Origin of the sequence: Nocardia sp. NPDC050175 (genome assembly GCF_044459885.1) — a bacterium.
Lineage (GTDB): Bacteria > Actinomycetota > Actinomycetes > Mycobacteriales > Mycobacteriaceae > Nocardia.
On sequence record NZ_JBITJI010000002.1, the window covers coordinates 207,237 to 220,880 of the forward strand.

At 61.8% G+C, this 13,644-nt stretch carries 10 protein-coding genes; 7 read left to right on the forward strand and 3 right to left on the reverse strand.

Features of this window, described 5'->3' with window-relative positions; all coding sequences use genetic code 11:
- Nucleotides 1–113 precede the first annotated feature (113 nt).
- Nucleotides 114–881 (forward strand): ImmA/IrrE family metallo-endopeptidase, encoded by a 768-nt coding sequence (locus tag ACIBK2_RS06510; RefSeq protein WP_396965837.1) that lies wholly within the window; start codon nt 114–116, stop codon nt 879–881.
- A complete protein-coding gene (locus ACIBK2_RS06515) occupies nt 881–1,660 on the forward strand; it encodes a hypothetical protein (protein WP_396964399.1) in 780 nt (259 codons plus the stop codon). The genes ACIBK2_RS06510 and ACIBK2_RS06515 overlap by 1 nt, the downstream gene beginning before the upstream one ends.
- A gap of 52 nt (nt 1,661–1,712) precedes the next feature.
- Here the strand turns inward: ACIBK2_RS06515 and ACIBK2_RS06520 are convergent, their stop codons facing one another.
- Together ACIBK2_RS06520 and ACIBK2_RS06525 are read right to left on the reverse strand one after the other, a co-directional pair.
- Nucleotides 1,713–1,940, reverse strand: coding sequence for a hypothetical protein (locus tag ACIBK2_RS06520; protein WP_396964401.1), 228 nt, complete (start codon nt 1,938–1,940; stop codon nt 1,713–1,715).
- A 33-nt stretch (nt 1,941–1,973) separates the two neighbouring features.
- Nucleotides 1,974–3,056 (reverse strand): nucleotide kinase domain-containing protein, encoded by a 1,083-nt coding sequence (locus ACIBK2_RS06525; RefSeq protein ID WP_396964403.1) that lies wholly within the window; start codon nt 3,054–3,056, stop codon nt 1,974–1,976.
- 94 nt (nt 3,057–3,150) lie between these two features.
- Between ACIBK2_RS06525 and ACIBK2_RS06530 the strand changes: the two genes are divergently transcribed.
- The 4 genes from ACIBK2_RS06530 (at nt 3,151) to ACIBK2_RS06545 (ending at nt 10,894) form a co-directional block, all read left to right on the forward strand.
- Nucleotides 3,151–3,456, forward strand: coding sequence for a hypothetical protein (locus ACIBK2_RS06530; RefSeq protein ID WP_396964405.1), 306 nt, complete (start codon nt 3,151–3,153; stop codon nt 3,454–3,456).
- Between the two features lie 683 nt (nt 3,457–4,139).
- Nucleotides 4,140–4,292: a hypothetical protein gene (locus tag ACIBK2_RS06535; RefSeq protein ID WP_396964407.1), complete on the forward strand. Its 153-nt coding sequence runs from the start codon at nt 4,140–4,142 to the stop codon at nt 4,290–4,292.
- Between the two features lie 570 nt (nt 4,293–4,862).
- Complete coding sequence (locus ACIBK2_RS06540) at nt 4,863–8,132, forward strand: helicase-related protein (protein WP_396964409.1); 3,270 nt, start codon at nt 4,863–4,865, stop codon at nt 8,130–8,132.
- A complete protein-coding gene (locus tag ACIBK2_RS06545) occupies nt 8,129–10,894 on the forward strand; it encodes a class I SAM-dependent DNA methyltransferase (RefSeq protein ID WP_396964411.1) in 2,766 nt (921 codons plus the stop codon). Before ACIBK2_RS06540 ends, ACIBK2_RS06545 begins: the two co-directional genes overlap by 4 nt.
- Before the next feature lie 902 nt (nt 10,895–11,796).
- Here ACIBK2_RS06545 and ACIBK2_RS06550 read toward each other — a convergent pair.
- A complete protein-coding gene (locus ACIBK2_RS06550; protein WP_396964413.1) occupies nt 11,797–12,141 on the reverse strand; it encodes an ADP-ribosylglycohydrolase family protein in 345 nt (114 codons plus the stop codon).
- A gap of 512 nt (nt 12,142–12,653) precedes the next feature.
- Between ACIBK2_RS06550 and ACIBK2_RS06555 the strand changes: the two genes are divergently transcribed.
- Nucleotides 12,654–13,604 carry a hypothetical protein gene (locus ACIBK2_RS06555; RefSeq protein ID WP_396964415.1) on the forward strand — a complete coding sequence of 317 codons (951 nt, stop codon included), beginning with the start codon at nt 12,654–12,656 and terminating at the stop codon, nt 13,602–13,604.
- Nucleotides 13,605–13,644: the final 40 nt, after the last annotated feature.

Below are 13,644 nucleotides of genomic sequence, written 5' to 3' on the forward strand. Positions count from 1 at the left end.
CATCCATAGCGGCAGCGCACGCTCACGACGACCTCGGCGTCGACCCGACGTGTACGCCGATCCAGGTCGCGCCGGCAATCGTGCGAGCCGACCTCACGTTGATGTGGCAGCCGATGCCAGCATTGTTCGGTGCCTATCTGGCCAACTCGGGCTGCGACTCGGGAGTCCTGGTGAACAGTCGCCTCACCCGGGCGGTCCGTCGGCAGACCAGCGCTCACGAACTCGGTCACCATCGCCTCGGCCACTCGACATCAGTGGACATCGGTCTCGGCGAAGATCCCTCGCTCGACATGAGCACGGCAGCTCGGCAGTGGTCCCCGGATGAGAAGGCCGCCGAATCGTTCGCTGCCTGGTTCCTGATGCCGCGGCGCGCGGTGCTCACGACCATGGCGGAGCTAGGCATGGAACGCATCGCCAGTGCATCTCAGGTGTATCAGTTGGCACTGCATCTGGGCACCAGCTACGCCGCGGCGGTGCGACAGCTGGTATCGCTGCGCCTGATCCCCGCTGCCGATGCCCAGACGTGGTCTCGGATACCGCCGTCGAAGTTCAAACGGCACCTGGCCGGCGATCTCCTCGGGACCACGCGAGACATGGACGTTTGGCATCTGGACCGGGGCCAACAGCGGGTTCTGTACACATCTCCGGACGATCTGTTGGTCGTGCCCGCTCCGGCGCTCGTGCGCGAAATTTGCGGTCTGGTGGAGATGGCAGGGGAGGACTCGCACAGCACCGTCTTGCGGTGCGGAACGCCGAGCGAGGGACCGCAGACGGCCACGATCGACACCACTGGCGGCCTAATCACCGTGGTGGTGGAGCCGCGCCCGCAGGGCATCGATCCATCCGCATTGCCGGTTCCGACACTGACAGGAAACATGTGATGAGCCGCGCAGTCCACATCCAGGCCTCGGACTTGTCGGTGGCCTGGCTTCAGACGACCTTGGCCGTGCACGATGAGCCGGGGAGGCGAGCGTTCCATACGGTCACCCGGATCGTTGACGCCGGAGAGGCTGAGCAGCCCCGCGTGCGGGCGGCCGCTGACGACCTGCTTGCAGAGTTCGATCTCCAGCGGGTCGATACCGTGGCCAACACGATCTTTCCTGCGGCTCTGGCCGCTCAAGAAAGCGATGTCGCTGCCCTGTCCAGCCGTTATCTGCGGTTGTATCCGCAGCTCAGGCGCCTTGAGTCACGCAACAACAAGGGAACCTATTTTCAGAGGCTGGTGGCATATCCGGTCGAAGGTAAGGAGGTGAACCAGCTCGACCATCTCATTGGTGTGCTCAACACCGAACTTGCCACTAGTGCACCCAAACGCGCCCGCTATGAGATTTCCCTCGAGGTTCCCGGCTCGGTCGCGGTGCCGGTTTTCGAACCTGGTCACGACACCAGCGCGATGGCGTTTCCGTGCCTGTCTTTTCTGTCATTTCAGCTTGATGGGGACCGTCTGCACGCGGTGGCTCACTACCGTTCCCAATATCTGGTCGAACGCGGATACGGAAACTATCTGGGGATCAGCCGATTGCTCGGCTACGTTGCGGCTCAGGTCGGGATCGCTGCAGGTGCATTGACCGTGGTGGTCGGACAGGCTCACGCTGACCGGCTACGTCGCGACCTTGCCCTCGGCCTTCGCAGCCTGGCTTCTGATCTAGCGATCAGCTAAGAACAGAACAGCATCGACACTCAGCGGCGGCGATGCCGTCCGGAGATAGAGGTCACCAGCGCCGCGGCGCGACCGCCTGCAGCCGCGCCGATACCGCCGGATCATCGAGAACTTCTCGGCACGATCGTGCATACGCCAGCAGGTGAGTCCCCGCCGGATCCTCCTCGCCCTCGACCACGTCGGGGTTGAACTGAGCTTCGACGCGGACAGCCAACCGCTCCAACATTTGGACCACGAGCACCAGTTCACGATCCGATTGCAGATCCTGCGGATTCGTCACATCTCTCCTCTCGTTGGTTCAAGGACTCACACACTAGGCGCTGCGGGGGTCGGGCAAGACGGCCGCATCCGGACGCAAACCCCACTTGGGGGGAAACCACGCTGGCATCGCCGCAGACACCGGCTCGAACTTCTGCTTGATCCGCGTACGACCGCTATGCCCGGCGATGCCGGGATGGGCCACCCGCGCATACTTGTCGACCTCACAGAACAGGTTCTGGCAGTCGATGAGCTGTAACCGCCGCCCGAACAGGCCTCCGAAGCGCAAACCCAACCGCTCGAAGTGCTCGTCCTGGGACGCGGCCATATATTCGATCAACGCGCGCTCGTGTCCAGCGCTGGATGACCCGAAACATTTACGGACGCCGTCACGGGCACCGGGCCCGGCGACTACGAAGTCCATCTCGTCGAACCCCAGCGCGGTGGTGTAGTTCAGGTCGATCACGAACTGGAAAGCCAGGAAGTCACCCATCGCGGGATACCCTCGCAATAGTTCGAATGCCCGCTGCAACGATGGCGCCTGCGCAATCTTGTCCGCGAGTCCGTCATCGAGCATGTATTGCAGTAATCGCAGATGGTTTGTGTGCTTGCGCAGCCCGCCCAGGCGTGGGGGAGGGATGACGTAGGCCGCCGAATACAGCCGCCGCCCTGCAGCGAACGCCTCATCTAGTACCTGGTGATAATCCGCGATGCGGAAGGTGTCCACGCTGAGTGTCCCCAGGTGCTGTTCGAGTAGCTCCCACGTGGAGATCTTGTTGAACATCTTGAACAACAAGACCCGGAAGACGACATCCTCGATATTTTGGGAGCCTTCGTAGGCGACTTGCCTGATCAGGAATTGGCTGACCCGATCGGCGGCGCGGTAGCAGTTGGTGAACCGGTGCGCTCGAAGGATCGGATCGTCTGTCCACGGCCCTGGTCGGCCTGCCAAACGCGCTTCATAGACAGCATGTCGTCGTGCCGCGAAGCGCCAGTACGTATCGAAAACCGGCGTCGTTGCGAATGATCTTCCCTCTGCCCGGATGGTGGTAGACGACCATCGGTGTGACTCAGCATCGCCTGGATCATGCACGCCGACGCCGTCGATGCTCAGCTGTTCAGCCGGTGCGGGCGACATCGAATTATCCTCGCGTGACGTAGATAGCTATTCGTGTCACTCTATATCAGTGACGCTATCTGCGGACAGTGCCCACGCCGAACGGTCGGCGGCGGTGTTCAACAACCGCCACCTGGCCACCGTGGTCCTCGCGATCGCCGATGACTCGGTGCCGACGGAATTCACTACTCGCCAACTCGCTGGTTTCACTCGCTTGCCCGACAGCGTGATCCGCCCTATCCTGCTGCGCCTCCTGGGAGCAGACCTGCTGATCCCGACCCACAGTTCTGGTGGTACGCGTGGCGCCAAGTACTACCGGGCCGCGGTTGAAACCCCCGCTTGGACGAGCTTGGAAGCGCTGTGCAAAGCGCTGAAGGGTTCCATCGAAGCCGCGGACCCGCCAGGCATCCTTCGTAAATGAAGGGCCTCGGGAGGCCACGACGGGATTGGCTCTACTGACCACTTCCGGCCGAGCTTTCGGATCATTTCCGGCCGAGTTGCCGATCACAGACAACTGGGTGATCAGAACGAATTCGAGTGGACTGGACACGGTCGAGTGCCCGGCCGCGTCAGCGATTCATCAGTGTCGCAAGGCATCTCCGCAACCGGCGTTCGAGTGCCCCGCGTGGACATTGGAAGTCGCTCGAAGCGGCGGTCGATGCCCTCATCGGTGGCGAGCCTGATATCCGACTAGTACCGCGTGTTCGGACGACGTCGCCGTGCCCGCCATCTGGCGGTGGAGGCCGGTCGTCCGTTCTCCGGCATCGACCGACTATTTAGCGAATGTTGTCGACCGGCCGCGCGGGACTTCCACCCGGCCGCTGGCACACTTGGGCTGAGCCGCTTAATCTTCGCCGCTGCCGGCCGCGCCGTGCCGGGCGGCTCGACTGCGTCAAGATTCATCAACACGGGCTTGGCCCGCTCGGCTGGTCCGCCAGCGTTCATCAGGAACCCCGCAAGGATTGGCCCGGGTGATTGGGGAATCGTCCGGGGCACGAGTCAAGGGCGATCATCAGCAACACGCCGACCCAGATGACCATCGTGGATAGAAGGTAGCCGTGGTCGAAACCGCAACCAGGACAGGTACATATCCTCCATCGGCGGGTGGTGTACGCGAGTGGCACCTGCGCCGAAACCGCCGCGCGATTGGATGCGCATTTCGGCAGACTCGCCCGCCGCCCCGAAGGCCATCAGGCGTACTGGGGCTTCCTCGGCGCGACGACGATCACTCTTATGCGTGTCGCGACCACCGATTGACACTCCGCAACCTCCTCGACGGTTAATACTTTGACGATGATGGCGGATTGGAAATCGTCGCAACCCGACGAGAACGCCCTGAAGGTGTTGTTGGGCGCCCCGAGATCTTCGCCGAACTTGAGAGTTTCCTCGGATTACCTTGCTGCACAAGGCATTTCGGGGCAGCTAAGATACCTGTCCAAGTTCACATACCTACGCTCGGACCCATAGCGCCCGAGCGGCACGGTGGTGTCGCACTGCCCGGTGGCGGCCTCTGGCGACGACTCGGCAATCGAACTGGTTAGGAGCTCTAAGCTGCGTGACGAACTTGAGACAAGGGCTGATCCCACTCCGCTGGCACGACGCCGCTCGTACGCTCCAGCCAACCGGCTCCGCTACAGCGCAGGCCATGGCCTCGGCAAGGTCTTACGAGCAGTTTCCGCGCGGCATCATAGGGGCGGTGACATCCAGAAGATGGACTGTAACGAAGGGGCAAGGTGTCTGACAACTCGTCAGCACGGCCATATACGAGGAAGGTTGGCCTCCCCTACGGCATGGCCGCGAGGGGGAGATGATGGAAGGTAGTGCCTGGTGACGAGGATTTTCGACAATATAGATGCCCGACTCGGGTCCCACCTACAGCAGACCTTCGCGATCTCCGAACGAATGGACGTCGCCGTCGGCTACTTCAACCTTCGCGGCTGGTCTGCCTTCGACGAACTGGTCCAGAAGAAGATTGTCGCTGGCGCGTCGGGTCCGGTGGTCCGGGTTCTGATCGGCATGGTGATGACCGGGCCGCAGCAGGAAGCCCTTGAGGATTTGCAAGCTGCGGTCGACGGCGCACCGCGCACCGATGCTGATGCCAACGCGGCACGTGAACGCAAAGCTCAGTTGCTCGAGCAGTTGCGTACGCAGTTGATGCGCGGGATGCCCACCAATGCCGACCGGGCGACCTTGCAGTCGCTGCGAGACCTGCTCGGTTCCGGGGCGGTGGAGATCAAGGTGTTCACCCGCCGGCCGCTGCACGGGAAGACCTACATCTGCCACCGACAGGATCTGAACAATCCGATCACCGGGTTCGTCGGCTCGTCGAATCTCACAGGACCCGGGTTGAACTCGAATTTCGAGCTGAATGTCGATGTGCTCGATGTCCATGCTGCCAAGACCCTTGCCGACTGGTTCGAGGCACGCTGGAACGACAAGTTCAGTCGGCCGGTGACCGCCGATCTGCTCGATCTGCTCGATGAGTCGTGGGTCCGCAAGGAACCTCGTCGTCCGTACGAGGTGTTTTTGAAGGTCTGTTATGACCTCTCCCGCGATGTCCGTGAAGGCTTGGCCGAGTACGCGCTGCCCACCGAGATCGGTAAGCAGCTGCTCGAATATCAGGCCACGGCGGTGCAGACCCTCGCGCGGCGGATCATGACCCGCGGCGGCACCATGCTCGGTGATGTGGTCGGTCTCGGCAAGACGCTCACCGCGATCGCGGTGGCGTTGATGCTGCGTGATGAGCACGGCTTCATGCCGCTGGTGGTGTGCCCGAAGAACCTGGTGTCGATGTGGGAAGAGCACTTCGAGGCCTATGACTTGCACGGCCGGGTCGTCTCGTACAGCATGGCGCATCGAATCCTGCCGGAGCTGCGGCGCTACGCGTTCGTCATCGTCGACGAATCGCACACCCTGCGCAACGAAAGCCGGCGCGACTACCTGGAGATTCAGCGCTACATCCAGGACAACGACAGCAAGGTCTTGTTGCTGACGGCCACCCCGTACAACATCCGCTTCCGGGATGTGGCCAACCAGCTCGGCCTGTACCTCGACGACGACGCCGATCTCGGGATCGCGCCGATCAACGCGATCGCTGCCGATCCACGGTTCATCGACAAGGTCGACGGCAAGACCAGCACGTTGGCGGCGTTCCGTCGCTCCGAGGACCCGGACGACTGGAAACGGCTGATGAGCGAGCATCTGGTGCGCCGCACCCGCACGTTTATTAAGAACAACTACTCACAAACCGACACAGACGGCAACCACTACCTCGAATTCGCCAACGGGCAGCGGTTCACCTTCCCCCAGCGCATCCCCAGGCCAGTCGATCACTCCTTCGGCTCCGACGATCCGGCGGCGATCATGGCTAGCGACATCACCCTGGATTCGCTCACCAACCTGGTCCTGCCGCGCTACGAACTCGGCAACTACATCTCCCGGGACGCTACCTTGACCGCGGCCGAGCAGGACTTCGCCGACAACCTCACCCGCGGTCGCGGCCAGGTGGCGGGGTTCGTCCGCACCACCTTCTATAAGCGCCTGTCGTCCTGTGGACACTCGTTTACCTTGTCCCTGCAGCGCCATATCGCCCGCAACGAACTGTTCGTCTACTCGATCGATCAGGGCTTAGCGATCCCGACCGGCACCATCGTCGACACCAGTCTCGCCTACGACGACGATGAGGACCCAACCGACCAGGACCTCGACTCCAATGAGAATCTCGGCGACGATCCATCCCGCCGCTACGAAGCACTCGTCGCTGCCGACCCAAACTCGGTGACGTGGGTCCGTCCGGAGATCTTCACCCCGGCGCTGCGAGCCGATCTCGACCGCGACACCACTGCCCTGCGCGGCTTGCTCGCCTCCTACGGCGGCTGGAGCACCGCCCGCGACTCCAAATTCGCTGCCCTGCTCGCGCTGCTCACCGACGATCATCCAGACGAAAAAATACTGGTGTTCACCGAATATAAGGACACCGCCGACTACATCGGCACCGCCTTGCGAGCGGTAGGTATCGACAACGTGGGGGTCGCCACCGGCGACAGCGAAGATCCGACCGCGTTGGCGCGCCGCTTCTCTCCGCGGTCAAACGCCCTGCCTGGACAGGAACAGCACGAGATCGATAACGAACTGCGGGTTTTGGTCGCCACCGATGTGCTCAGCGAAGGTCAGAACCTGCAGGATGCGCACATCGTGGTCAACTACGACCTGCCCTGGGCGATCATCCGCCTGATCCAACGCGCCGGCCGTGTCGACCGTATCGGCCAGGCGTCCGACACAGTGCTGCTGTACTCGTTCTTCCACGAATCGGTCGACACCGTCATCTCCCTGCGCCAACGCATCAGCGCCCGCCTGCACGCCAACGCCGAAGCCTTCGGCTCCGACGAGCAGTTCTTCGGCACCGACACCGAAATCCGCGCCATCACCGACCTCTACAACGGCACCCTCGACGATCAGGACAACGTCGACGACGTCGACGCCTCCAGCCTGGCCTACCAACGCTGGCACGAAGCCGAAAAGAACGACCCAGAGCTCGCTAAGAAGATCGCGGCACTACCGGACATGATCGCCGCAACCCGCGCCCTGCGCCTCAGCGACCGCAGCGACGGAGTGCTCTGCTACGTGCGCACCGAATCCGGCATCGACGGCTTCGGCGAAGCCACCCTCGACGGACAGACGCGACTGCTCACCGGGCACGAGGTCCTGCGCGGGTTCGAAGCCACCCCGGAAGAACACGGCCTCGAACAACACGAGCAGCATGACGAGCTGATCGAACAACTCGTGCGCGGCCCGTTGGCCACCCCACAGATCGCAGCAGGCCGTTTGCGCGGCGTGCGCCGCACCTTGTGGCGTCGACTCGGCGAGACGCTGAACAACTACAGCGCCGACACCCAGGCCGCCCTCGACGAGCTGTACCAGCACCCGTTGACCAAATACGCCGAACAGCGCCTACGCAAGGCCACCCGCTCCGGCGCCAGCGACGAGGATCTGGCTACCCGCATCACTGCCCTGAATCGCGACGGCGACCTCGTCATCGCCTCCAGGACCGGAAAAGACCCGATCCGCATCGTGTCCAGCATGGGAGTTCGTTCGTGACCGGCAACCATCTAATCGACCTCGTCGACAAGCGCGACTTCCGCACCCTGTTCATCGACGAACTCGGCTGGAACAACCCCGACCGGCCCGACATGTCGATCGAGGTTGACGACGACACCTACACGCTGCACCAAGTCGCCGACTACAAGGGCCTGCGCATCTGGCACTGCCCCGTCCTACCGCAGCGCAAGATCCAGCGCCAGATCGACGTACTGGTGGGCAAGGACAACCAGGAACGTTTGGTCATCTTCACCAACGAGCAACGACAGGAATGGCGCTGGCCCCGACGCGCTCAACTTAGCAGCGCCAACGCGAAACTACTCGTCCACGAACACCTCGTCGGTGACCGCAGCACCCACCTGATCGAGCGGCTACAGGCCATCGAGCTCGACTTCGATGAAAACCTGCCGCTCGTCGAACTGCTCGACCGGATGCGTGACGCCTTCGACCACGAAGCCGAAACTGCGTCCGTTGCCGCCGCCCGGCTCATGGGCACCCTCTACGCCGAACTCGATGCCGCCGGCGTTGGTGACCACGAATCGACCCTGCTTCTGGCCAGACTGCTTTTCCTGCTGTTCGGCGACGACGCCGACATGTGGACACCGGCGGGCCTGTTCGAGAACTACCTGCGTGAACACACCATGGCGGAATCACTGCATACGGATCTGCGGTCACTGTTCACTGTCGCCGACACCGACATTAAAAACAGGGCACTACCGCCGGAAAGCCCCTATACCGGGTTCCCGTACATCAATGGCGGTTTGTTCCGGGACTCCCTCCATATCCCGGTCCTGACCCCAGCGTTCCGGGAGTCTCTGCTCGAAGCATGTGAGTTCAACTGGTCGATCATCTCCCCGGCTGTCTTCGGATCGATGTTCCAGACAGTTAAGAGCAAAGATGTACGTCGTCACGGCGGTGAGCACTACACCACCGAAGAAAACATCCTCAAGACGATCCGCCCCCTGTTTCTCGACGAATTCCGCGAACGTCTCGACCGGGCATGGGATGACAAGGCACAGCTAACCAAGCTACACAATGACCTCGGTCGACTCCGATTCCTCGATCCCGCCTGCGGTTGCGGAAACTTCCTGATCGTCGCCTACAAGGAACTGCGTGCACTCGAACTCGGACTTCTAACGCGGCGTCGTGAGCTTGACATGACCGAAGCCGCATCGAAAAAGGTTGAACGCGCGCAACTAAGCCTCGATGTCACCGGAGACATCAAAGTTACCCTTGACCACTTCTCTGGCATCGAGATAGAAGAATGGCCAGCGCGAATCGCCGAAACTGCGATGCTTCTCGTTGACCACCTCGCAAACCAGCAGATGGCCGTCGAGTTCGGCGTTGCCCCTGACCGACTCCCCATTAGGATTTCGCCGAAGATCAAACATGCAAATTCGCTCGAAGTTGATTGGAGCGATTTTTGCCCCGTTGAAGGCCGCGTTTTTGTGGTTGGGAATCCGCCGTATTTGGGCCCCCGTCTACAGTCCGCCCAGCAGAAGCTCGACCAGAAGGCAATCTGGGGTAGCGTTCCTGGAGCTGGCACGCTCGACTACGTAACCAATTGGTTTCTGAAGGCTGCACGCTACATCCAAGGTACCGACGCGCAAGTTGCTTTCGTATCCACCAACTCGATCACCCAAGGTGGGCAACCAGCGATTATCTGGAGTACGCTACACAGCCTTGGCATGCGCATTAACTTTGCGTATCGAACGTTCGTATGGGGCAATGACACACGCGATTCTGCGGCGGTCCACTGTGTCGTTATTGGCTTCAGCTTCGGCGGAAATCGTCGTACAAAGACCATCTGGACGGAGAACTACCTGGGGTCCGAGCCGAGACGGGCGACCAATATAAACCCATTCCTCCTAGATGCGCAGGACATGTATGTGTGGAGCGTCCCGCGCCCGATAGTGGCGGGAATTCCGCCGATGTCCGTAGGCAATGAGCCGCGGGATGGCGGACACTTATCGAAGATCTCTGCAGAGGATGCCGATACCATTCGGCGTATCGATCCGGTGGCTGCGAAGTATCTTCGCCGCCTCGTCGGAGCTCGGGAGCACCTTAACGCACAGTGGCGTTACTGTCTCTGGCTCGCCGATGCTCCCCAGGCCGATATAGCGGCGTCACCCGTGCTACGTGAGCGCGTCGCCCTGGTGGCTGCTGAACGGAATGGTGCGAAAGGCGCCAAGGGGCGCGCTGCTGACCGGCCGTGGCGGTTCGGCGCAATCTTCCAGCCGGGTGAAGATTATCTGTTGGTGCCCAGTGTTTCATCCAAGGATCGCATGTATATCCCAGTGGCGATCTACGGCCGGGATGTCATTGTAAACAATTCAGTATTTTGGCTGACACCCGCCGATTTAGTTATCTTTGCCTTTTTGCAGAGCCGGGTATTCACAAACTGGGTCGGCGTCGTGTCCAGCAGAATGAAATCTGATTTTCAGATCTCCGTAGGGTCGGTCTACAACACCTTTCCGTTCCTTGTGTTAGACACTGAACAGCGCGGGCTGGTCACTGGGATGGCTGCTGGTATCGTCGCAGAGCGGGCCCGGTATCCTGAGTTGTCGCTGGCGCAAATGTATGAGCCCGATAGAATGCCGATTGAACTGCGTGAGCGGCACAGCGAACTGGATATAGCCCTGTTGCAAATGTACGGGCTAGACCCCAAAATTAACGATTACGAGCTTTCCTCCGCGCTGTTCGGGAGGTATGCGGCGATTGTTAATTCGGATCAACTGGAGATAGCAGATGGTCCGGCGTGAGACGCTGGCGCACGGTATTCGTCATCGCATCGCACTGCCTCTTGGAGGACCGGGCGGCAGCAGTTGACCGCCAGCTCGACCCACTTGGTTGTCGAGCGGCCAGCCGATGCTCCTGAAGGCCATCGGCGCCCTCGCCGCCCGGCACTCGGCCGATGCCCGGCCCGCTGATCGCCCGAGCGGCCCAAGGCCGGTACTGCTCGGTCTGGCCGCACTTGCCCTGCCGTTCGTTGCTCTCCTGTTGGGCAGACGAACCCGCAGGCATGAGCGAGCGTTCGGCGGTCCGCCCCGGAGCGTTCTCACATCACGGATTTGGAACAGGTTGACTCTACGAACTGCCGCAGTCGGCGGTCGAATGTCTGGCACCGTGGCGGCCCCATGACAGGTTGCAAACGACAGTCGGTCAGGCGCCGATATTCCGTACGGTCGGCTGGCTGGAGTGCTGTCGAGATTCACGAACACCAAATCGAACGGTGGTGGGATTCGCGACCAAGGTGGTGCCGAGATTCGCGACCAGAGCCACCCGGATCTTGTGCACGCCGCAGCGCCCTCGTGTCCGGTGTCACCGAATCTGAGCCATTGCCAATGAATCTGAGCTGCGGGGATCAGTGCTGTCATCGAAGTTGGTCAACTGCAGGTCGAGGTGGTGGCAGCAGATTCGTTGACCGGACGCACGTCCGTCCAACGCTCGATAGGCAGATCCGGACGTTCTCCGGACGTCGGCCGACCGCTTGTTCAGGGTCGGCCGAACGCACGCTCTTCGGCAATACTGTGCGCTGCCGACACTGAGATGACCTCTGCCCGTTGATCTTCCGCAGCCCCGCGCGGATCGCTTCAGACCGCGCGGGTATACGGCAATGTAGTGCGTTCGTCTACCTGCGGAAGAGCAGGGCTCGCTCCCTGGATCATCGTGTAAGCGTGATCGCCCATTCTGGTAGCGGTTCGCAACGGTCGAGCCAGTCGCGCGGTATGCCGTCGGGGGTCGCGCGGGCTCCGAGGATCCCGCCGATGATCGCACAGGTGGTGTCGATATCGCCGCCGGCCGCAACGGTTGTCCAGCATGCGGTGGCGAAATCATGCCCGTGGTGGGCGACGACCCAGAGGCTGAAGGGCACGGTATCGAGCGCGGAGGCGGCGTGGCCGACACCCAATTCCGCAGCGGCAGTGCCGGAATCGTCGATGGACTCCGCACTTGGTGTTGCACTCGTTCCGCCCTCGCTCCAGCGACCCGGAAGGTGTGAGGCCAACACGTTCGCCGGGGCATTGTTGGTGCCACGCGTGCGAGCAGTCGAAATTCTCTCCGAAGCAACGACGTTGACCGACTTCGCGAGAATAAAAGCGACATGGGGCGTGTCGATTCAAGCGTTGATCATGAGGGCTGCGGCCTTGGATCTGATCACCGAGACCCGAACACGGTCGTTGTTCGTGCAGTTGTCAGCGAAAGGCTGGCGGCGTGAAGAACCCGTCGAGGTCGGCAGAGAGAGCCCACTGTTGTTATGGACGTTGCTCAGCCGACGATTCGGCGAGCGGTCGTACCGGGCTGCGGCAGACCCGCTGGCAATCCCGCTAGCCGTGCTTCGTTCGGTCGTACCGACGCCCAACGAGAACAAGGGAAAATCAGCGGCGCTAGGGTCGGTACGCGCCGCGGCTCGCAGGAGTTCGCGCTTCTTCGCGAGTGGGTCTAGGCCGAGCTGACCGACGAGCGAATATTCGATGGGAACCCACCCGGCCCACCGTTACCGTTGTTCGGATGAGATACCGCGTGACCCTGGACGACGCCACCAAAGAACGGTTCGGCGAGCTGGCTGAAGTTCTGTCGGCCTGCCGGGAGGCGTTCCTGCGTATCACCGACGACCACCACTGGGAACCAGCTCCGGGATCCGTGGCGGCTCAAGACATCACCGAGTACACCCGCATGGGGATTCGAGACCCGCGGATCGTATTGATGACCGTGTGCTGCGGCTTGCAAGACGGCGCCAACAACTGCGGGGGGATGTGCGGGCTGTTCGTGACAGGCGAGGCGATCGGTACCGTCGAACAGCTCACGCGATCAGTCCTGGAAGGCTGCGCCTACGCCGCGTGGACCATCGGAGACAATCCACCGGCCCAGGATCCGAAGGGCAGATTGGCCCGGACTTACATTCAGCATCGCTGGAGCACGGTGAAGGCCAAGGAAGACGCCCAGCGCCTCGGCGGCAAAGAATCAGCGCCTTTTCTCGCGGCTGCCGAGACGTTCAAGGCAGTACGCGCCGAGCTCGACGCGGCCTTCCCCTTGACCACCGGGAAAGATCTAGATCACCCCATCACCGTGAGCGGCCAGACAGCCGTCGGGCTGACTGCGGCCGTGCAATGGTTCATGGAACTGGTGGGCCGGTATGGCGGTGGTGGTCTGGACCGAACAGTCACCGAAGGGCTCTACGGGTTTCTGTCCAATAGCACCCACCCGACCCTCTACACCATCCTGCAGCGGCTCCGACCGGTCGCCCACACAGGGCACTGGGGCAGTGCGCAGGAGGTGGACATCGAGCACTTCGAGCGGTTGACCAAGTTCGCCGTCGGCACGATGTACAACGCCTTGGCGTGGGTATATCACTATGCGGGTTGGGAATTCGACGTCGACAGTGAGTTCGCCGCCGTCATCGAACGCGTGCTGCCCGACTTCTTCCGAGCCGAAACAGCCAACGAGCGCCCCACCGAGAATGGGGAAGAGTAGCCTCAGGGGCTGCGGTTTGAGGTAATCGAGCAGTCCTCCA

Excerpts from the sequence above, each read along its gene's own strand:
- ACIBK2_RS06510 (WP_396965837.1), top strand. The coding sequence starts at position 114 with ATGCCAGCATTGTTCGGTGCCTATCTGGCCAACTCGGGCTGCGACTCG.
- ACIBK2_RS06515 (WP_396964399.1), top strand. The coding sequence starts at position 881 with ATGAGCCGCGCAGTCCACATCCAGGCCTCGGACTTGTCGGTGGCCTGG.
- ACIBK2_RS06525 (WP_396964403.1), bottom strand. The coding sequence starts at position 3,056 with ATGTCGCCCGCACCGGCTGAACAGCTGAGCATCGACGGCGTCGGCGTG.